Here is a 19,906-nt window from a genome sequence, read left to right as displayed (position 1 = left end):
TCAGTGTCAGCGGTGCGAGGCGCCCTGGGGCACGGGAACGCGGTGCAGCACGGAGCGCACCACGTCGGTGGCGGACCGCCGGGCGGCGTGCGCCTCGGTGGTCAGCACCAGCCGGTGCGCGAGCACCGGGACCGCGACCGAGTGCAGGTCGTCGGGGACCACGAAGTCGCGGCCGGACAGCGCCGCCTGCGCGCGGGCCGCGCGGACCAGCTGCAGGGTGGCTCGCGGGGAGGCGCCGAGGCGGATCTCCGGGATCTGCCTGGTCGCGGCCGCCAGCTCGACGGCGTACCGGCGCACCTCCGGCGACATGTGGACGCCGCGGACGGTCTCGATCAGCCGCTGGACCGTGTCGCGGTCGGAGACCGGCTCCAGGTCCGCCAGCGGGTTGTGGCCCGCGTGCTCGTCGACCATCGACAGCTCGGCCTGCAGGTCCGGGTAGCCGATGGACACCCGCGCGGTGAACCGGTCGCGCTGCGCCTCCGGCAGCGCGTAGGTGCCTTCCATCTCGATCGGGTTCTGGGTGGCGATCACCATGAACGGCTCGTCGAGGCGGTAGGTGCTGGTGTCGACCGTGACCTGGTGCTCTTCCATGCACTCGAGCAGCGCGGACTGCGTCTTCGGCGAGGCGCGGTTGATCTCGTCGCCGACGACGATGTTCGCGAAGACCGGGCCGGGCCGGAACTCGAACTCGCCGGACTGCCGGTTGTAGATGGACACACCGGTGACGTCGCTCGGGAGCAGGTCGGGGGTGAACTGGATGCGGCTCACCGTGCAGTCGATCGACCGGGCCAGCGCCTTGGCCAGCGAGGTCTTGCCGACCCCCGGCACGTCCTCGACCAGGAGGTGGCCTTCAGCCAACAGGGTGACCAGCGCGATCCGGATCACGTCGGGCTTGCCGACCAGCACCTTCTCCACGTTGGCTGCGATGCGGCGCGCCGTCTCGTGCAGCTCGTCGAGCGAGGCTCTGCCGCCGACGGGCAGGCTGCCGTTGCTCTGGCCGCTCACCGAGCCGTCGCTGTACTCCTCGTACTGCGGTTGCTCGGTCGTCTGCTCCCCCTGGGGAGTCGCAGACTGTGTTCTCGACGTCACTCGACCTCCTGGTGCCGCGTGGCTCTGTAAGTCTTGCTTGCTGTCGGCGCAGCAATGAGCCTGCCACGAAGTGTGTCAAACTCAGGCGAACTAGGTGGAACAACCCTGCGATCACGGTAAGTTATCACTGGGTTTAGTACATGTGGGTGACCATGTCACCCGATTCTGGGATCTCCCGGATGCGCTGTGTCCTGTCGTATGCTGCCCTACGGGTTCGCTCGACTACGGAGAGGCGTAACCGCACATGAGCGACATGACCGTGGTAGGTGTGCAGGGCAAACCGGGGATCGGCTCGTTCGCGGTGGCGCCGGAGCTGGCCGCGGACGCTTACAAGCAGATCGCCCAGCTGCAGGACGTCGTCGGCGAGATGGTCCGCCAGGCGAAGGTGCTCGGCCGCTCCGTCCCGCTCGGCGGAGGCTACGCCGCCGAGATCGGCCGGTTCATGGCCGACTACGGCATCGGGAAGACCGGCTCGGCCGTCGAGGCGCTCACCGATTTCGGGCGCGAGCTCGAGACGCTCAAGAACCAGATCGCCAAGGCGCTGAAGAAGTACCAGGCCCAGGACGAAGAGGGCGTGGACTGCATTGGCGGTTAAACGGCTCTTGCCGCTGGTGCTGCTCTTGGCGGGCTGCGGCGCTTCCCCGGCCACGCGCGTGACCGAGCCGGGCGCGTCGCTCATTCCCATCACCACGTCCGGGAGCGTCGAGCTGCTCTCGCCGCTCGATCCGCTCAACCCGTGCGAGCTGCTCTCGCCGTCCGAACGGTCCGAAGCGGGGCTGACCTCGCTGGGCAAGGCGAAGCCGATCGGGCCGACGCGGGCCTGCGACTGGACCGAGACCGGGAAGTTCGGCGTCACCATCACCCTCGACGGGCGCAACGGCCTCGCCGACCTCCAGCTCGCGAAGAAGACGGCCAAGAGCAAGAAGGTCGGCTCGCACCAGGCGCTCGAAGCCGCCGACCGCAAGGCAGGCGACGGCACCTGCGCCGTGCTGCTCGGCGTCGGGGACTCCGCGTCCGTGCAGGTCGACGTCAGCAACACCACGTTCAGCGACACCGGACTCGCCTGCGAGCGCGCCGGGACGGTCGCGGAGCTGATCGAACCGAAACTCCCCTAGGAGCACTGCGATGGTCGAACGGTCGGTGCCCGCCGCGAACGCGCGGTACGAGTGGTACAGCCACCAGGCGATGGCGGCCGAGGTCGCGGACGGCAACGACCCGGCCGCGGCGGGGGAGATCGGCGGCCAATGGGGTGAACTGGCCGAGCGGCTCGCGGAGTCACGGCTCTCGTTCGCCGCGTTCTCGGCGCACAGTGAAGAGCAGTGGCAGGGCGCGGGCGGCGACGCCATGCGCGGCGCGCTGACCAGGGCGACCGCCTGGCTCGACCACGCGGTCTCGGTCTCGGCGTCGGTCGCGGAGTCCGTCGGCCAGCAGGCCGGGGTGGCGGCGCGGGCGCGGGCCGACATGCCGCCGCCGGTGGACTACGACCCGGCCGGGATGATCCGCACGGCCGCCGCGAGCGGCGACATCGTGGCCATGGCCGGTCTCGCCGACGCGATGGCCGAGCGGCGGGCGGCCTCGGAAGCGGCGCGCCGCCGCGCCATCGACGTGATGAACACCCGCGACTCCGCGCTCGGCCAGCTCGCCGGGCAGCCCTCGTTCGACAGGCCGCCCTCGCTGGGGACGTCTTGATCCGGGTCTCGGCCTCGGCGTTCGACGTGCTGTGGGCCGACCTCGGGCACGGCGCCCCGCCCGGCCCGCTCGAGGTGCACAGCGTCGGCGCGACCGAGGCCGAGCGCGCGGAGATCCGCCGCGACGTGTACGACAACCTCGCCGAGCGCGGCCTGTTCGACGCGGGCGCGCTCGACGAGGCGCTCGAATCCCGGCTGGCCGTGCTGGCTTCGGCCGATGTCTACGTCGAGTCGGAGGCCTTGGCCGACATGACGGCCGAGTCGCCGTTCCGCGCGGTCGCCGCGGCGCGGGGGAGGCACGCGGTGCTGGCGACCCAGCCGGACCGGACGATCGGGCTGTCCGAGATCCGCGAGTCCGACCTGTTCTCGGCGATCGTGGACGTCCTGCCCGAGCTTGAGCCCGGTCCGGGCTATGGCGTGAGCCTGCCCGCCGACGTGCTGAGTGGCGCCTCGAGCACGCGCTCGGGGTCGTATGAACGGCAGATGCGCGAGGTCCACGCGATCCAGGCCCGGCCGGTCTACAGCGCCGGGCAGTTCACGGTCCGGGTCCGCGACCGCGACGGCCTGCGCCGCGCGGGCGGCGTGAGCTGGTTCAGCACGGACGCCGGCTCGTACTTCGGCTCGGTCGCGCCCGGCCGCGGCGGCGACTGGGTCACGGTCGCCCCCGCCGACGCCCCGCGTCTCACCTCCCGCCTCGCCGCCCTCCTCGCCACCGACTAGCGGCACGTACCTGGATGGACGACACGCGTACCCAGCCGGACGACACGCGTGCATAGATGGACGACGCGCGTGCATAGATGGACGACACGCGCCGGTGCTTGCTTCCGGCGTGTCGTCCATCCAGGTACGCGTGTCGTCCATCCATGTACGGGTGGCGTCTGTTCGCGTACGGGGTGGGTAGGGCGGGTGCCCCACGTTCCCCACTTTCGCCCACCGGGTGGGGTGCGGGGGTGGATTCGGGGCCGGGATCGCGGACGCGCGGGGGCTACTGAGGGTTGCGTTGCCCCCGGCATGGGGGATGTTCGCCACCGTCCCCCACCGAGCCCCCACCCAGCCCCACAGTGCTGACCTGCGAAAACGCGTGACACTAGAGAGTGGTGACGGGGTTTGTCGCGTTGACTGTGGTGAAAAGTGGGGTACGGTGGTGCGCAGTGGGGCAGAAGGGAAGCCCCTGGGAGGTGGTGGCCGATGTTCCTCGGCACCCACACCCCGAAGCTGGACGACAAGGGGCGGCTCACGCTGCCTGCGAAGTTCCGCGACGCACTGGCCGGTGGGCTGATGGTCACCAAGGGGCAGGACCACTGTCTCTACGTCTTCCCACGGGCCGAGTTCGAGCAGATGGCACGCAAGGTCGCCGAAGCGCCGTTCACCAACGAAGCGGTTCGGGCCTACCAGCGCTATCTCTTCGCGGGTACGGACGAACAGCGACCTGATGGACAGGGGCGCGTCGCGATCGCGCCCGAGCTCCGGCGCTATGCGGGGCTCAACAAGGAGTGCGTGGTGATCGGAGCGATCACCAGGTTGGAGATCTGGGACGCCCAAGCGTGGCAGGGCTACCTGGACGAACACGAGGACAGCTACGCGAAGGCCAGAGACGAAGTTCTGCCGGGCGTCTTTTAGCCGCCGGGCAGGTGGCGCACCCACGCCGTCGGGGGGTGGGGGTTCGTCCTGCCACACGGATGCCGTGAGGCCTCTGTCCGCTCAAGGCCCTGGTGCACCTTCCCCGGCACCAGGTTCCCGGCGGGCGGACAGGGACCTGACGGCATCCGTGTAACCAAGGCGCTTCGTGGTACGGCCTGAAAGGAGGGGGAGCTCCGTTATGACCACACCTGAACATGTTCCGGTCCTGCTGGACCGCATCGTCGAGCTCTTCGCTCCGGTGTTCACCGATCGCCCCGCCGTGCTCGTCGACGCCACCGTCGGCCTCGGCGGCCATTCCGACGCGCTGCTGACCGCGTTTCCCCAGCTGCGCCTGGTCGCGCTCGACCGTGACCCGGCCGCGTTGGAGAAGTCGGGTGAGCGGCTCGCGAAGCACGGTGACCGCGTCGACTTCGTGCACGCCGTCTACGACCGCATGCCCGAGGCGCTCGAAAGCCTCGGACTGTCCCGTGTGGACGGCATCCTGTTCGACCTCGGCGTCTCGTCGATGCAGCTCGACCGGGCCGAGCGCGGTTTCGCGTACGCCAAGGACTCGCCGCTCGACATGCGCATGGACCCGACCACCGGGTTCACCGCCGCCGACGTGCTGAACACCTACGAGCCCCGCGAGCTGATGCGGATCCTGCGCGAGTACGGCGAGGAGCGCTTCGCCCAGCGGATCGTCAAATCCGTTGTGGCGGAACGGGAACGCGAGCCGTTCACGAACAGCGGGCGGCTGGTCGAGCTGCTCTACGACGCGGTGCCCGCGGCGAGCAGGCGCACCGGTGGCCACCCGGCGAAGCGCACCTTCCAGGCGCTGCGGATCGAGGTCAACGGCGAGCTCGAGGTGCTGCGCCGGGCGCTGCCCGCCGCGCTGGGCTCGCTCGCCATGGGCGGGCGTGTCGTGATCGAGAGCTATCAGTCCCTTGAGGACAGGATGGTCAAGCAGGCGCTCGCCGAGCTCGCGAAATCCCGGACACCTGAAGGGCTCCCGGTGGAGCTGCCGGGACACGGGCCCGAATTGAAACTGCTGACCAGAGGGGCCGAAAAGGCCGACGAAGGAGAAATCGAGCGCAACCCGCGCGCCGCCTCCGTGCGGTTGCGCGCGGCTGAGCGGATCGGAGAGGCAGCCAGATGACCGCCCCCGCGAAGACCCGCCGTTCGTCGTCGACACGCCAGCGCACCCGTGCCGCCGAGGCCGACGCGACGACCACCGAGGACGCCCCGCCGTCGCGCCGATCGCGCGGTGGCCGGACCACCGCCGCCGAGCGTGCCTACGCCCGGCGTGCGCAGCGTGCCGACCTGCTGCAACGTGAAGCCGAGGCCGAGCCGGTCGAGGCGGAGCCCACGAAGCCGAAGGTCAAGCTCAAGCTGAAGCTCCTGCGGCTGCCCAAGTCGCGCGCGTCGTTCGTGCTGATGATGATGGGCCTGCTGGTCGCGGGCGTCGCGGCCACGCTATGGCTCTCGACGCAGGCGATCGCCGACTCGTACCGGCTGGAGCAGCTGAAGAACGAGAACGCGCGCAACGTCGAGCTCGCCGAGCAGCTGCAGCGCGGTGTCACCCAGGCGGAATCCGCGTCGAAACTGGCCGAGGAGGCCAAGAAGCTCGGCATGGTGCCCGGCGGCGACCCGGCGCGCATCGTGGTCGCGCCCGACGGGACGACCACCGTGGTCGGCCAGCCGAAGAAGGTGCACGGCGCCGCCACGCCGACCCAGCAAGCAGCCCCGCCGGTCGCGCCTGCCGAGGGAACCCAGCAGGACGCGCCCATCGAGGGTGACCAGCCAGCCGTGCCAGCGGAACCGGACGCCGGAGGACAGTAATGCGGAAGCCGACGCCTCGCGCGTCGTCCAGAGGCCGTGCCACCGCGGGAGTGCGCGGCGGGACCGCACGCCGGGGTGTCATCGCGCCGCGCGCCACCGCGCGGCGGACGTACACCGCGGGCACGCGCAAGGCCGCGGCCAAGCGGAGCACCGGCGGCACGCGCAGCCGGTTCTCCGGGGTGCGCATCGGGCTGGTCGTGCTGATGGTCATCGCCGGGCTGAAACTGGTGCAGGTACAGGGTTTCGAGGCCACTACGCTGGCCGAGGCCGCGGCGAAGCAGCGCTCGACCGAGATCACCATCCCGGCGCAGCGCGGTGCCATCACCGACCGCAACGGCGTCAAGCTGGCGTTCAGCGTGGAAACGCGCGCGCTGTCGGTGAACCTGAAGCTGATGCGCAAGACGTGGGACGAATACGCGGCCAAGAACCCCGCCAAGGGCCGTAACTTCGAGACCGAGGTCGCCGCGGCGTCCAAGTACATCTCGGAGAAGCTGGACCAGCGGATCACCGAGCGCGAGCTGCTCGACAAGTTCCACAAGGACCAGGCGTTCACGTACCTCATCACCGACGTCGAACCGTCGGCGGCGCTCGACATCGTCAAGAAGTTCCCGTCGATCGCGGCCGAGCCGCAGGCGAAGCGGGAGTACCCTGGCGGGTCGCTCGCGGCCAACATCGTCGGACTGGCCAACTGGCGCTCCGACGATCCGACGCCGTCGAAGCACAACGTGCACGGGCTGACCGGGCTGGAACTGCTGCGCGACAACGAACTCGCCGGGACACCGGGCCGGATGACCGCGGACTCGCAGAACGGCAAGGACAGCGTCGTCATCCCCGGCACCGAGCGCGATGTGCAGCCCGCCATCCCCGGCGCCGGCCTGGAGCTGACCATCGACGCCGACCTGCAGTACGACCTGCAGAGCAAGCTTTCGGCCTATGTCGCCGAGTCGCACGCCAAGGGCGGCAGCGCGGTGATCATGGACGCGAAGACCGGCGAGGTCTACGCGCTGGCCAACGACAACACCTTCGACCCCAACGACAAGGACACCCGCACCACCGAGCGGATGGGCAACCCCGCGGTGTCCAACCCGTTCGAACCTGGTTCGGTCAACAAGATCATCACCGCGACCGGCGCGATCGACGCGGGCATCGCGACGCCGGAGTCGGTCACCTCGGTGCCGGGTTCGCTGCAGGTCGCCGACAAGACCGTCCGCGACGCGTGGGCGCACGGCACCCAGCAGTTCACCACCACCGGCATCTTCGCGAAGTCGTCCAACATCGGCACGCTGCTGCTCGCCCAGCAGCTCGGCCCCGAGCGGTACGCAGATCTGCTCAAGAAGTTCGGGCTGGGCCAGAAGACCGGCATCGGCCTGCCGGGCGAGAGCGCCGGTTTCGTGCCGGACCGCACGCAGTGGTCGGGCACCACGTTCGGCAACCTGCCGATCGGCCAGGGCCTTTCGATGACCGTCGTGCAGATGGCCGGGCTCTACCAGACGATCGCCAACGACGGCGTCCGCGTGGAGCCGCGCATCATCCGCGCGAAGGTCAACCCCGACGGCACCCGTGTCATGGAAAACCCGGCGAAGCAGGTCGAGGTCGTCAGCCCGCAGACGGCGAAGACGGTGCGCGACATGATGCGCGCGGTGACCCAGAAGGGCAAGGGCCAGAACAGCGGCACCGCCCCGACGGCCGCGCTGGACGGCTACCAGGTCTCCGGCAAGACCGGCACCGCGCAGCAGGTCGACCCGCGCACGAAGGCGTACAGCAACCAGCTCTACAACATCACCTTCGCCGGGATACTGCCCGCGGATCACCCGCGGTTCGTGGTCGGCATCCGGCTGGACGCGCCGGACACGACGCTGCCGGTCGGGCACTCGGCCGGGCCGCTGTTCCACGACATCGCGTCGTACCTGACGCAGCGCTACAACCTGCCGCTGTCCGACGGCCCGGCCCCGGTGGTCCCGCTCGTCGTCGGCTGACGCCCGGGATAAAGCGGGCTTTATCCCGGGTGGGTCGTGAGTGTCGCCGACGGTTCTAACCGTCACCATCACTCACGACCTGATCGGCTTGGTCAAGCAGCCTGACTGAGTGGGAAATGGGTCGTTCAACGACGCAAAACCTCCACAGTCAACCCGCTTGTCCACTGGCCAGGTATGAGGGGAGCCTTCATCCACACTCGGTGTGGGTCAGGGCCTCCCTCGCCCGAGCCGAGTGGGTGAGGGTGGCCCTCACCCGTATATACGGTCGAATTAGGCCTTCACCCCACGGAGGCGAGTGAAGGGGGCCCTCGCTCGCCGGACCGCGCCCCTGGCGGACGAAGCAGCCGAAAGGGGTCGTGAGTGTTTTCGCCGGTTAGAACCGGCCGTACCACTCACGACCGGGGCCTGCTGAGAGGCGGGATAAAGCGGGCTTTATCCCGCGGCGACGGAAAGTGTCGTACCCCTCGCCTAGCGTCGTTCCCACATCGACCTAGGGAGGGCGAGATGGCACACCGTGTCGACCTGACATTGGACTGCGCGAATCCGGTGGAACTCGCGAAGTTCTGGAATCTGGCGCTGGGCTACGAACACGCCCCGCCGCCCGCGCCCTACAAGACGCGGCGGGAGTGGCTCGACGCCGTCGGCCTGCCGGACGACGACGAGAACGACGGGGCGTGGCTGCACGATCCGGACGGTGAAGGCCCCGCGCTGTTCCTGCAGCGGGTGCCGGAACCCAAGCAGGGCAAGGTGCGCCTGCACATGGACATCCGCGTCGCCGGGCCGGGGGAGCCGGACGAGCGGTGGGCGGTCATCCAGGCCAAGGTCGCCGAACTCGTGGCCGCCGGTGGTTCCGTGGTCGCCACGGAACTGCTCCGATTCGTGGTGATGAAGGATCCCGAGGGCCATGAATTCTGTGTGGGCTGACGGTTTTCCTTGCGCGGCAAGGCAGGTTGGCGAGTCTCATACCATGGCGAAGATCGTCGGCCGCCTACGCCGTACCGCCTTTCTTCACCCGAATGCGAACCGGATAGCCTCTCGTGCTGTGTCTGTCAACAACGATCCGAACGCGCGGGTCCCGGACAGCCCGGTGAAGGCGGTGGCCCCGCCGCCGCGCCCGGCCAGGATCGAACCGGTGGCGCTCACGACGCTGCTCGCTCGCGCCGACGCACGCCTGTCCGCCGAGGCCGACCACTCCGGCGGGGTGGCCGTGACCGGCGCGACGCTGCGCGGTCAGCACGTGCTGCCCGGCGACCTGTTCGCCGCGCTGCCGGGCGCCAGGGTGCACGGTGCCGAGTTCGCCGCCGACGCGATCGCCGCAGGCGCCGCCGCCGTGCTGACCGACGAGAACGGCGCGCGGTTCCTCCGCGACGCGCCCGTCCCCGTGCTGATCCACCCGGAGCCCCGCCAGGTGCTGGGCTCGGTGGCCGCCTGGATCTACGGCGAGCCGTCGCTGAAGCTGTCGGTACTCGGTGTCACCGGCACCTCGGGCAAGACCACCACCGCGTACCTGATCGACTCCGGCCTCGCCGCCGCTGGCCGGACCACCGGGCTGATCGGCACCGTCGAGACCCGGATCGCGGGTGAGCGGCTCGCCAGCGGGTTCACCACGCCCGAGGCGCCGGACCTGCAGGCGCTGCTCGCGGTGATGGCCGAAGCGGGCGTCACGCACGTGCCGATGGAGGTGTCCAGCCACGCGCTCGCGCTCGGCCGCGCCAACGGCACCCGGTTCGCGGTCGGCGCGTTCACCAACCTGTCGCAGGACCACCTGGACTTCCACCGCGACATGGACGACTACTTCGCGGCGAAGGCGATGCTGTTCGACGGCCGGTCGACCACCGAGGTCGTCGTGATCGACGGCGAATGGGGCCGCAAGCTGGTCACGCCGCACACGGTCACCGTCTCGGTCGAAGACGCCGGCGCCGCCTGGCACGCGACCGAGCTGGTCAGCCTGCCGACCGGCGAGCAGAACTTCGTGCTGCACAGCCCCGCCGCCGCGCCGGTGCGGGCCACCATCCCGATGCCGGGCGCGTTCAACGTGGCCAACGCCGTGCTCGCGGCCGCCATCCTGGACAGCGCGGGCGTCGAGCTGAGCCACATCCTCACCGGGCTCGCCACCGTCTCCGTGCCTGGCCGGATGGAGCGGGTCCACCTGGGCCAGCCGTTCACCGCGGTCGTCGACTACGCGCACAAGCCCGCCGCCGTGGCGCAGGGCCTGGACGCGTTGCGTGCCCGCGCCGACGGCCGGATCATCACCGTGCTCGGCTGCGGCGGCGACCGCGACACCGCCAAGCGCCCGATGATGGGGGAGGCCGCGGCCCAGCGCAGCGAGATCCTGATCATCACCGACGACAACCCGCGCTCCGAGGACCCGGCCGCGATCCGCGCCGCGATGCTCGAAGGCGCGCGCAAAGCCGCGGACGGCGGTGAGGTCGTCGAGATCGGCGACCGCCGCGAGGCCATCAACCGCGCCGTCGAGCTGGCCCAGCCCGGCGACGTCGTGTTCATCGCGGGCAAGGGCCACGAGAGCGGCCAGGAGATCCACGGGGTCGTGCACCCCTTCTCCGACCGCGACGAGCTCGAGGCCGCCATCCGGAAATTCCAAGAGGTGAGCGTGTGATCGAGCTGAGCCTGGCCGAGATCGCCGAGGTCGTCGGCGGCCGTCTGCACAACACCGACGGCACGCCACGCGTCACCGGGTCCGTGGAGTTCGACTCCCGGCAGCTGACGCCCGGCGGCCTGTTCCTCGCGCTGCCCGGCCAGAAGGTCGACGGGCACGACTTCGCCGCCAAGGCGATCGAGTCCGGCGCGGTCGCCGTGCTCGCCGCCCGCGAGGTCGACGCGCCCGCGATCATCGTGCCGCCACTCGCCGAGGGCGAGGCGCACGAGCGCTCGGTCGCGCTGACCGGTGACAAGGACGGCGCGGGCGCCTCGGTGCTGGCCGCGCTCGCCAAGCTCGCGCGCCACGTCGTGCAGACGCTGTCCGGCGACCACCTGACGGTCGTCGGCGTCACCGGCTCGTCCGGCAAGACCTCGACCAAGGACCTCATCGCGCAGGTGCTGGAGCCGCTCGGCACCACCATCGCGCCGCCGGGGTCGTTCAACAACGAGCTCGGCCACCCGTGGACCGCGCTGCGCGCCGACGCGTCCACCCGCCACCTCGTGCTCGAGCTGTCCGCGCGCGGGCCGGGGCACATCGCCGAGCTGGCCGCGATCGCGCCGCCGAAGATCGGCGTCGTGCTCAACGTCGGCACCGCGCACGTCGGCGAGTTCGGCTCGCGCGAGGGCATCGCCAAGACCAAGGGCGAGCTCGTCGAGGCGCTGCCCGAGGACGGCGTCGCGATCCTCAACGCCGACGACCCGCTGGTCGCGGCCATGGCGAGCCGCACGAAGGCCCGCGTGGTGTTCGTCGGCGAGAGCGCGTCCGCGCACGTCCGCGCGACGGACGTGACGCTCGACGACCAGGCCCGTGCCTCCTTCCGGCTCATCACCGCGGACGGTGAGGCAGGCGTCAAGCTGCCGCTGTTCGGTGAGCACCATGTCGGCAACGCGCTCTCAGCGGCCGCTGTCGCGCTCGAACTCGGCGCTTCGGTCGAGGACGTCGCCGCGTGGCTCTCGGCCGTCGAGCGGCGCTCCGCGCGCCGCATGGAGGTCACCACGCGTGCCGACGGCGTCACGATCGTCAACGACTCGTTCAACGCCAACCCGGAGTCCATGCGCGCCGCGCTCAAGACGCTCGCGTCGATGAGCGAGGGCCGCCGGTCCTGGGCGGTGCTCGGCGTGATGGGCGAGCTCGGCTCGGACTCGGTGACCGCGCACGACGAGATCGGGCGGCTGGTCGTCCGGCTGAACATCAAGAAGCTCGTCGTGATCGGGCCGGAGGCCGCCGCGATGCACCAGGGCGCCACCCAGGAGGGCTCCTGGGGCGAGGAATCGATGCTGGTACCCGACGTCGAGGCCGCGGTGGCGTTACTGCATGATCAGCTCCGGCCACAGGACGTGGTCCTCGTCAAGGCTTCCAAGGCCGCCGCGCTGTGGCGGGTGGCCGACGCTCTGCTCTCCCCAGAACAGCTCTCCCCAGAATCCCAAGAACGCTCGAACGGTGGTGACGCGTGATCAGCATCCTGATCGCGGCCGCCGCGGGCCTGCTGGTCTCCATCCTGCTCACGCCCTATCTCATCAGGGTGTTCTCGCGGCAGGGTTTCGGCCAGGAGATCCGCGAGGAAGGCCCGGCAGGTCACAAGTCCAAGCGCGGTACGCCGACCATGGGTGGTGTGGCCATCGTGCTCGCCATGGTGGTCGGCTACTTCGTCGCGCACCTCATCCAGTGGATGAGCGGCTCCAAGAGCGCGGCGCCGTCGGCGTCCGGGCTGCTGGTGCTGTTCCTCGCGGTCGCGCTGGGCGTCGTCGGGTTCCTCGACGACTTCATCAAGATCCGCAAGCAGCGCAACCTCGGCCTGAACAAGACCGCGAAGCTGGTCGGCCAGCTGGTCGTCGCGATCGTGTTCGCGATCCTCGCGCTGAACTTCGCCGACTCGCACGGGCTCACCCCCGCGTCGGAGAGCCTGTCGTACACGCGTGACCTGGCGCTGATCGCCTTCCCGTCGGTCTTCTTCATCATCTTCTGCTACATCGTGATCTCCGGCTGGTCGAACGCGGTGAACTTCACCGACGGCCTCGACGGCCTCGCCGGCGGGTCCGCCGCGATGGTGCTCGCGACGTACGTGGTCATCGCGTTCTGGCAGGCCAGGCTCAGCTGCGCCGACGCCGTCCAGCCCGCCTGCTACAACGTCCGCGACCCGCTGGACCTGGCCGTGGTCGCCGCCGCGGCCACCGGCGCCTGCGTCGGCTTCCTCTGGTGGAACGCCGCGCCCGCCAAGATCTTCATGGGTGACACCGGTTCGCTGGCACTGGGCGGCCTGGTCGCCGGGCTGTCGATGACCACCCGCACCGAGCTGCTCGCCATCGTCATCGGCGGCCTGTTCATGGTCGAGATGATCTCGGTGGTCGCGCAGATCGCGGTGTTCAGGACGACCAGGAGACGGCTGTTCCGGATGGCGCCGTTCCATCACCACTTCGAACTCGCCGGGTGGGCGGAGACCACGGTCATCATCCGGTTCTGGCTGCTGTCCGGAATCTGCTGCATGTTCGGTCTCGGCCTGTTCTACAGCGAGCAACTCGGCGTCGGAGGATAAGCAGTGCCTCTTCAAGCGGGGAAGCTCGCGGGAGCCCACGTTCTGGTCGCGGGCGCGGGGGTCACCGGCAAGTCGGTGGTCCGCGCGCTCACCGCGCAGGGCGCTCAGGTCACCGTCACCGACGGCAACGCCGAGCGGCTCGCGGAGCTCGACGGCCTGGGTGCCGAGCTGATGCCGGGGCTGTCCGAGCCACCCGCGGGCACCGCGCTGGTCGTGACCAGCCCCGGCTGGCGCCCGACTGCGCCGTTGCTGGTCGCGGCGGCCGAGCAGGGCATCGAGGTCATCGGTGACGTCGAGCTGGCCTGGCGCATCGGCCAGACCCGCGAGAACCCTCCGGTGTGGCTCGCCATCACCGGCACCAACGGCAAGACCACCACGGTCGGCATGCTGGAGTCGATGCTGCGTGCCTCCGGCGCGGACGCCGTGGCCTGCGGAAACGTCGGTTACGCGGTGCTGGACGCGGTGCTCGAGGGCCGTGAGGTGCTGGCCGTGGAGCTGTCGAGCTTCCAGCTGCACTGGTCGTCGACGCTGGCCCCGCTCGCGTCGGTCGTGCTGAACCTGGCCGAGGACCACATCGACTGGCACGGCTCGATGGACGAGTACGCCCGCGCCAAGGGCAAGATCCACACCCACTCGAAGCACGTCGTGCACAACCTGAACGACGAGTGGTCGCGGCGCCTCGCCGACGAGAACGCCTCAGCCGAGGCCGTCCGGGTCGGGTTCCGGCTGGACACGCCCAAGCCCGGTGAGCTCGGCGTCGTCGAAGACCTGCTGGTGGACCGTGCTTTCGTGCCGGACCCCGTGCACGCGGCCGAGGAGCTCGGCACGCTCGCCGACGTCCGCCCTGCCGGTCCGCACAACGTCGCCAACGCGCTCGCCGCGGCCGCGCTCGCGCGGGCGCACGGCGTCTCGCCCGCGGACATCCTCAAGGGCCTGCACGAGTACCAGCCCGCGCCCCACCGCGCGCAGGAGATCGCCGAGGTCGGCGGGGTCCGCTACATCAACGACTCCAAGGCGACCAATCCGCACGCGGCGAGCGGCTCGCTGCACGCGCACGCCGATATCGTGTGGATCGCGGGCGGCCAGCTCAAGGGCGCTTCGGTCGACGAACTGGTGGCTTCGATCGCTGGCAGGCTGCGCGGTGTTGTGCTACTCGGCGTGGATTCACCCGTGATCGCCGCCGCAGTCAGCCGACACGCGCCGGATGTCCCCCTTCAGACGCTTCCTTCGGGTGACGATGACCCCATGACCGCAGCGGTGCACTCGGCCAGCAGGATGGCACGTCCCGGTGACGTCGTCCTGCTCGCGCCCGCCGCGGCGTCGCTGGACATGTTCCGCAGCTACGGGCATCGCGGTGACGCGTTCGCCTCGGCGGTTCATCGTCTCGCCGGGGAGCCCACCCATGACGGCGGTTGAGCAGGAACCACAGGCCAGTCCCGAAAGGCGCCGCCGGGTCCGCGCGGAACGTGGCTTCACGGCGTTCCGGACCGCGCTGACCGCGTGGCTCTCGCGGCCGCTCGCCTCGTTCCACCTGGTGCTGGCGCTGACCGGCCTGCTCGGCGTGATCGGCGTCGTGATGGTGCTTTCCGCGTCCTCGGTGGCCTCGGTCGACCCGAAGACCGGCGCCGGCGCGTACGGCCTGTTCAAGAAGCACGTGATCTTCGTGATCATCGGCTCGATCGTGTTCCTGATCGGCCTGCGCGTGCCGCTCAAGCGGATCAGGCAGTTCGTGTCGATGGCCATGCTCGGCAGCGTGCTGCTGCTCGTGCTGGTGCTCACCCCGCTCGGCAGCAAGCACTTCGGCTCGCAGGGCTGGTTCGACATCGGCGGGTTCGTGTCGTTCCAGCCGGTCGAGTTCGCCAAGGTGGCGCTCGCGCTGTGGGGCGCGCACATCCTGGTGATGAAGTACAACGTGCTCAACCAGTGGCGTCACCTGATGGTGCCGGTGGTGCCCGCCGCGCTGCTGATGTTCGCGCTGGTCATGGCGCAGCCCGACCTCGGTGGCACCATCACCCTCGCGGTGGTCCTGTTCGCGCTGCTGTGGTTCGCGGGCGCGCCGAAACGGCTGTTCGGCGTGATCTTCGCGGGCGGTATCGCCGGTGCGATCGTGCTGGCGCTGATCTCGTCGTACCGGCTCGACCGGGTGCTTTCGTTCCTCTCGCCGGACGCCGACACCAAGGGTTCCTCGTACCAGGCGCTGCAGGCGAAGTACGCGCTCGCCGACGGCGGGCTGTTCGGCCGCGGTCTCGGGCAGGGGCCGTCGAAGTACAACTACCTGCCCAACGTGCACAACGACTTCATCTTCGCGCTGATCGGCGAGGAGCTCGGCTTCATCGGCTGCGCGGTCGTGCTGAGCCTGTTCGCCGGGCTCGCCATCGTCGGCCTGCGGATCGCCACCCGCAACATCGACCCGTGGATCCGGATCGTGGCGGGCACGCTGACGGTGTTCCTCGTCGCGCAGGCCGCCATCAACATCGGCTACGTGGTCGGCCTGCTGCCGGTCACCGGGGTCACGCTGCCGCTGATCTCCGCCGGGGGCACGTCACTGGTGGTGACGATGCTGATCCTCGGCATCCTCGCCAACGCGGCCCGGCACGAACCCGAGGCGGTGGCCGCACTGCGTTCGCAGGGGCCAGGTAAATTCGGACGCCTGCTGCGGATCCCGGCCCCTGACCCGTACCGCCCACCGGCCAAGCGCAAGGGGTCGGTGCGGGCCACCGGCAAGGCCGCCAGGCCCGCCGCGCGGGTCGCGCGGCCCGCTCCGGCGCAGGAACGGCGCCGGTCGGTCCGGGAACCGGGCAGGAGATCGACCGCAACGCGCGGTCAGGTTAAACGGAGAGGTCGTAAGTGAGCGAGCCCGTCAAGGGTGCCGAGAGATCGGCCGCAGGCAAGGCGCCGACGATCGTGGTCGCCGGCGGCGGCACCGCAGGACACATCGAACCGGCGCTGGCACTCGCTGACGCGGTGATGCGGCTGCGCCCGGACGCGAAGGTCATCGCGCTGGGCACCGAACGAGGCCTCGAGAACAAGCTGGTCCCGGCGCGTGGCTACCAGCTGGAGCTGATCCCGCCGGTGCCGTTGCCGCGCAAGGTGACCACCGAGCTGCTGCGCATGCCGCTGAAGGTCCGCGATTCGGTCAAGCAGACCAGGGCCGTGCTGGACCGGGTCGGCGCGGACGTCGTGGTCGGCTTCGGCGGCTACGTCGCGCTGCCCGCGTATCTCGCGGCCCGCGGCCGGACGCCGATCGTGGTGCACGAGGCCAACAAGTCGCCCGGCCTGGCGAACAAGGTCGGCGCGCGGTTCGCCGCGCGCGTCGCCGTCGCCGTGCCCGGCACCCCGATCGCCAAGGCGGAGGTCGTCGGCATCCCGCTGCGCCGCTCGATCACCTCGCTCGACCGCCCCGCGCTGCGCGCCGAGGCTCGCGAGTTCTTCGGGCTGGACCCGGACGCGCCGACGCTGCTGGTGTTCGGCGGCTCGCAGGGCGCCCGGTCGATCAACGACGCGCTGTCCGGCGCCGCCAAGGAGCTCGCGGACGCGGGCATCGGCGTGCTGCACGCGCACGGGCCGAAGAACACGCTGGTCGTGCAGGAATTCCCCGGCAAGCCCGCCTATGTGCCCGTTCCGTACCTGGAGCGGATGGATCTGGCCTACGCTGCGGCCGACGTCGTCGTGTGCCGCTCGGGCGCGATGGCCGCGGCCGAGGTGTCGGCGGTCGGGCTGCCCGCGGTGTTCGTCCCGCTGCCGCACGGCAACGGCGAGCAGGCGATCAACGCCCAGCCCGCGGTCGACGCGGGCGCGGCGCTGATGGTCGCCGACGGTGACCTCACCCCGGCCAAGGTGGCCGAGCTGGTGGTGCCGCTGGTGACCGACGCCGAGCGGGTGAAGAAGATGAGCGCCGCGGCGGTGGGCCTGGGTCACCGGGAGGCCGACGAGGTGCTGGCGAAGATCGTGCTGGAGGCTTGTGGTGTCTGAGGTCCCTGACGTGTTGAGCCGGGCTCATCTGATCGGCATCGGCGGCGCCGGGATGAGCGGCATCGCGCGCATCCTGCTCGCGCGGGGGGCGCAGGTGTCCGGCTCCGACGCCAAGGACTCGCGCGCGTTCCTGACGCTGCGCGCGCAGGGCGCCGAGATCGCCATCGGGCAGAGCGCCGAGAACCTGGACGCCTTCGAGGGCGGCCCGTCGGCGGTCGTCGTGTCGACGGCGATCAAGGACACCAACCCTGAGCTGGTGGCCGCGCGGGCCCGCGGCATCACCGTGCTGCACCGCGCCCAGGCGCTGGCCGGGCTGATGGAGGGCCACCGGGTCGCCTGTATCGCGGGCACGCACGGCAAGACCTCGACCACGTCGATGCTCACGGTCGCGCTGCAGCACTGCAGGCTCGACCCGTCGTTCGCCATCGGCGGCGACCTCAACGAGTCCGGCGCGAACGCGCACCACGGCACCGGCGGCATCTTCGTCGCCGAGGCCGACGAGAGCGACGGCTCGTTCCTGACTTATTCGCCGTCGGTCGCGGTCGTGACCAATGTGGAGCCCGATCACCTGGACCACCACGGCACGGCCGAGGCCTACGTCGCGATCTTCACCGAGTTCGTGCGGCGGATCGAGCCGGGCGGCCTGCTCATCGTGTGCGCGGACGACGCGCCAGCGGCCGAGCTCGCTGACAAGGCGGCCGCCGACGGCGTGCGCGTCCGGCGGTACGGCCGCACGGTCACCGGCTCCGAGGACGCGCGCGTGCTCGACTACACGCCGGGCCCCGAAGGCGGGCTCGTCCGCATCTCCTTGGACGGCAAGGAGTTCGAGGTCCGCGTCGCGGTGCCGGGCGAGCACATGGCGCTCAACGCGGTCGCCGCGCTGCTCGCCGGTGTCGAGCTGGGCGCGCCGATCGACGGGCTGGCCGAGGGCCTCGCCGCGTTCGGCGGTGTCCGCCGCCGCTTCGAGTTCAAGGGCCGCGCCGCCGACGTCCGCGTCTACGACGACTACGCCCATCACCCCACCGAGGTCGCCGCGCAGCTGCGCGCGGTCCGGCACGCGGCGGGCACCGGCCGGGTGGTCGTGGTCTTCCAGCCGCACCTGTACTCGCGCACCAAGACCTTCTCGGCCGAGTTCGCGTCCGCGCTGGCGCTCGCGGACGAGGTGGTCGTCCTCGACATCTACGGCGCGCGCGAGCAGCCGGAGCCCGGGGTGACCGGAGCGCTCATCGCCGACCAGATCGCCGGCGTGCCCGTGCACTACGAGCCCGCGTTCGACGTCGTCGCGCCGATGGTGGCCGACCTGGCGAAGCCCGGTGATCTGGTGGTGACCATGGGCGCGGGCGACGTGACGCAGCTGGGCCCGGAGATCCTCGCCGAGCTGGATCGGCGGGTCTAGTTGCCTGCCACCGGTCAGCGCCGTCCGCGCCGAGCTCACCCGGGCGAGGGACCTCCGGGTGAGGTCCGCCCGGGTGCCGCTCCCGCGGAGCAGGCACGGGCCCGGCGTGGCCGCCGCACCGAAGCCGAACGCCGTCGCACGGCCCCCTCGCCCGCCAGGCGGGCGGGCCTGCGCCGCAGGTGGATCGCGCTGCTGAGCGTGCTCACCGTCGCGGCTTTCGTGTATTTACTTTTCTTCAGCTCGATGCTGGGCCTCCGTTCGGTTCTCGTGGTGGGCGCCCAAAGCGTTTCCGCCGACCAGATCCGGGTGGTCGCGGCGGCGCCGATGGACAAACCGATGTTACGACTCGACACCGACGAAATCCGCGATCGAGTGGCGACGATGCCCGGCATCGCCACGGTCGAGGTCTCCCGGTCGTGGCCGTCGACGGTCGAGATCTCGGTGACCGAGCGGGCGGCGATCGCGTTCTTCGACACCGGCCCCGCGGGCGACGGCTTCCACCTCGTCGACGGCGGCGGAGTCGTTTTCAAGACCCTGAAGGAAAAGCCCGCCGGTCTTCCGGAGCTGAAGCTTCCCTTGGTGTCGGCCGACGACCCGGTGACCCGCGCGGTCACGGCGGTGCTGGGCATCGTCCCGCCGCAGCTGCAGAAGCAGATCGTGTCGGCCTCGGCGAAGACGCCTGGGAGCGTCGAATTCACTTTGACGAGCGGGAAAACGGTGCGCTGGGGCGATGCCGACCAGACCGACCGCAAGGCCAAAGTCCTCGCCGCCCTGCTCACCCAAGAAGGCAAGCTCTACGACGTCTCGGCCCCCGAACTCCCCACGGTTTCCTGAGCCGGGGCCGTCCCGCCTGGACCTGACGCGGCGCACGTTACAAGGGTCACCCATGAAACGCTCAGCTTCGCAAGGGTGGCCCTTGTAAGGTGCGTGCCCCGACTTCGCGGACCCCTGTATGAGGGGAGCCTTCATCCTCTATGGCGGCAGGGCCCCGGCAAAGTCGACGATCCAGGGTGGGCAGGATGCGTGAACGCCACGTTCACAACGATGAGCTTTGTGAACGTGGCGTTCACTCCTTCCGCAGCACTTAGGAAGTCGGATAAAAGCGATATAGCTGGACAAATAGTAGAGGTATTG

Annotated in this window: 18 protein-coding genes; 17 read left to right on the top strand and 1 reads right to left on the bottom strand. The window is 70.4% G+C overall.

Annotated elements, in window-relative coordinates:
• Positions 1 to 6: 6 nt before the first annotated feature.
• Positions 7 to 1,089, bottom strand: a complete 1,083-nt coding sequence (locus BLV57_RS19935; protein WP_176968718.1) for an AAA family ATPase — start codon at positions 1,087 to 1,089, stop codon at positions 7 to 9.
• Positions 1,090 to 1,342: 253 nt separating this feature from the next.
• On the opposite strand from BLV57_RS19935, the gene BLV57_RS19930 reads away from it, so the two are divergent.
• The 17 genes from BLV57_RS19930 to BLV57_RS19850 all read left to right on the top strand — a co-directional run bounded on the left by BLV57_RS19930 (position 1,343) and on the right by BLV57_RS19850 (position 19,606).
• Positions 1,343 to 1,684: a hypothetical protein gene (locus tag BLV57_RS19930; RefSeq protein WP_091291905.1), complete on the top strand. Its 342-nt coding sequence runs from the start codon at positions 1,343 to 1,345 to the stop codon at positions 1,682 to 1,684.
• 16 nt (positions 1,685 to 1,700) lie between these two features.
• Positions 1,701 to 2,204 (top strand): DUF3558 domain-containing protein, encoded by a 504-nt coding sequence (locus tag BLV57_RS19925; protein ID WP_091291903.1) that lies wholly within the window; start codon positions 1,701 to 1,703, stop codon positions 2,202 to 2,204.
• A gap of 10 nt (positions 2,205 to 2,214) precedes the next feature.
• Positions 2,215 to 2,778, top strand: coding sequence for a PPE domain-containing protein (locus BLV57_RS19920; RefSeq protein ID WP_091290875.1), 564 nt, complete (start codon positions 2,215 to 2,217; stop codon positions 2,776 to 2,778).
• A complete protein-coding gene (locus BLV57_RS19915; RefSeq protein WP_091290872.1) occupies positions 2,775 to 3,497 on the top strand; it encodes an ESX secretion-associated protein EspG in 723 nt (240 codons plus the stop codon). The genes BLV57_RS19920 and BLV57_RS19915 overlap by 4 nt, the downstream gene beginning before the upstream one ends.
• 468 nt (positions 3,498 to 3,965) lie before the next feature.
• On the top strand, positions 3,966 to 4,397 hold the full coding sequence (gene mraZ, locus BLV57_RS19910) for a division/cell wall cluster transcriptional repressor MraZ (protein ID WP_091290869.1): 432 nt from the start codon (positions 3,966 to 3,968) through the stop codon (positions 4,395 to 4,397).
• A gap of 199 nt (positions 4,398 to 4,596) precedes the next feature.
• A complete protein-coding gene (gene rsmH, locus BLV57_RS19905) occupies positions 4,597 to 5,553 on the top strand; it encodes a 16S rRNA (cytosine(1402)-N(4))-methyltransferase RsmH (protein ID WP_091290866.1) in 957 nt (318 codons plus the stop codon).
• Complete coding sequence (ftsL, locus tag BLV57_RS19900; protein ID WP_091290865.1) at positions 5,550 to 6,236, top strand: cell division protein FtsL; 687 nt, start codon at positions 5,550 to 5,552, stop codon at positions 6,234 to 6,236. The genes rsmH and ftsL overlap by 4 nt, the downstream gene beginning before the upstream one ends.
• Complete coding sequence (locus BLV57_RS19895) at positions 6,236 to 8,212, top strand: peptidoglycan D,D-transpeptidase FtsI family protein (protein WP_091290863.1); 1,977 nt, start codon at positions 6,236 to 6,238, stop codon at positions 8,210 to 8,212. Before ftsL ends, BLV57_RS19895 begins: the two co-directional genes overlap by 1 nt.
• 504 nt (positions 8,213 to 8,716) lie before the next feature.
• On the top strand, positions 8,717 to 9,136 hold the full coding sequence (locus BLV57_RS19890; RefSeq protein ID WP_091290861.1) for a VOC family protein: 420 nt from the start codon (positions 8,717 to 8,719) through the stop codon (positions 9,134 to 9,136).
• A 163-nt stretch (positions 9,137 to 9,299) separates the two neighbouring features.
• Positions 9,300 to 10,829: a UDP-N-acetylmuramoyl-L-alanyl-D-glutamate--2,6-diaminopimelate ligase gene (locus tag BLV57_RS19885; protein ID WP_091291901.1), complete on the top strand. Its 1,530-nt coding sequence runs from the start codon at positions 9,300 to 9,302 to the stop codon at positions 10,827 to 10,829.
• Positions 10,826 to 12,325, top strand: a complete 1,500-nt coding sequence (locus BLV57_RS19880) for a UDP-N-acetylmuramoyl-tripeptide--D-alanyl-D-alanine ligase (protein WP_091290859.1) — start codon at positions 10,826 to 10,828, stop codon at positions 12,323 to 12,325. The genes BLV57_RS19885 and BLV57_RS19880 overlap by 4 nt, the downstream gene beginning before the upstream one ends.
• Positions 12,322 to 13,404: a phospho-N-acetylmuramoyl-pentapeptide-transferase gene (mraY, locus tag BLV57_RS19875; RefSeq protein ID WP_091290857.1), complete on the top strand. Its 1,083-nt coding sequence runs from the start codon at positions 12,322 to 12,324 to the stop codon at positions 13,402 to 13,404. The genes BLV57_RS19880 and mraY overlap by 4 nt, the downstream gene beginning before the upstream one ends.
• Positions 13,405 to 13,407: 3 nt before the next feature.
• Positions 13,408 to 14,820 carry a UDP-N-acetylmuramoyl-L-alanine--D-glutamate ligase gene (gene murD / locus BLV57_RS19870; RefSeq protein WP_091290855.1) on the top strand — a complete coding sequence of 471 codons (1,413 nt, stop codon included), beginning with the start codon at positions 13,408 to 13,410 and terminating at the stop codon, positions 14,818 to 14,820.
• On the top strand, positions 14,807 to 16,255 hold the full coding sequence (ftsW, locus tag BLV57_RS19865) for a putative lipid II flippase FtsW (RefSeq protein ID WP_091290852.1): 1,449 nt from the start codon (positions 14,807 to 14,809) through the stop codon (positions 16,253 to 16,255). The genes murD and ftsW overlap by 14 nt, the downstream gene beginning before the upstream one ends.
• Positions 16,252 to 17,376 carry an undecaprenyldiphospho-muramoylpentapeptide beta-N-acetylglucosaminyltransferase gene (gene murG / locus BLV57_RS19860; RefSeq protein WP_091290849.1) on the top strand — a complete coding sequence of 375 codons (1,125 nt, stop codon included), beginning with the start codon at positions 16,252 to 16,254 and terminating at the stop codon, positions 17,374 to 17,376. The genes ftsW and murG overlap by 4 nt, the downstream gene beginning before the upstream one ends.
• Positions 17,369 to 18,772: a UDP-N-acetylmuramate--L-alanine ligase gene (gene murC, locus BLV57_RS19855; protein WP_091291899.1), complete on the top strand. Its 1,404-nt coding sequence runs from the start codon at positions 17,369 to 17,371 to the stop codon at positions 18,770 to 18,772. Before murG ends, murC begins: the two co-directional genes overlap by 8 nt.
• Positions 18,773 to 19,606 carry a cell division protein FtsQ/DivIB gene (locus BLV57_RS19850; RefSeq protein ID WP_091290847.1) on the top strand — a complete coding sequence of 278 codons (834 nt, stop codon included), beginning with the start codon at positions 18,773 to 18,775 and terminating at the stop codon, positions 19,604 to 19,606. It abuts the gene before it with no gap.
• Positions 19,607 to 19,906: the final 300 nt, after the last annotated feature.

The organism is Amycolatopsis xylanica, assembly GCF_900107045.1.
Classification (GTDB): Bacteria; Actinomycetota; Actinomycetes; order Mycobacteriales; family Pseudonocardiaceae; genus Amycolatopsis; species Amycolatopsis xylanica.
The sequence above is the reverse complement of the archived record's forward strand: the minus strand, read 5'-3'. Positions and strand labels throughout refer to the sequence as shown.

Bases quoted from the DNA above. Each gene is read 5' to 3' on its own strand.
- BLV57_RS19930 (WP_091291905.1), top strand. From the start codon at position 1,343: ATGACCGTGGTAGGTGTGCAGGGCAAACCGGGGATCGGCTCGTTCGCG.
- BLV57_RS19920 (WP_091290875.1), top strand. From the start codon at position 2,215: ATGGTCGAACGGTCGGTGCCCGCCGCGAACGCGCGGTACGAGTGGTAC.
- mraZ (WP_091290869.1), top strand. From the start codon at position 3,966: ATGTTCCTCGGCACCCACACCCCGAAGCTGGACGACAAGGGGCGGCTC.
- rsmH (WP_091290866.1), top strand. From the start codon at position 4,597: ATGACCACACCTGAACATGTTCCGGTCCTGCTGGACCGCATCGTCGAG.
- ftsL (WP_091290865.1), top strand. From the start codon at position 5,550: ATGACCGCCCCCGCGAAGACCCGCCGTTCGTCGTCGACACGCCAGCGC.
- BLV57_RS19895 (WP_091290863.1), top strand. From the start codon at position 6,236: ATGCGGAAGCCGACGCCTCGCGCGTCGTCCAGAGGCCGTGCCACCGCG.
- BLV57_RS19890 (WP_091290861.1), top strand. From the start codon at position 8,717: ATGGCACACCGTGTCGACCTGACATTGGACTGCGCGAATCCGGTGGAA.
- ftsW (WP_091290852.1), top strand. From the start codon at position 14,807: ATGACGGCGGTTGAGCAGGAACCACAGGCCAGTCCCGAAAGGCGCCGC.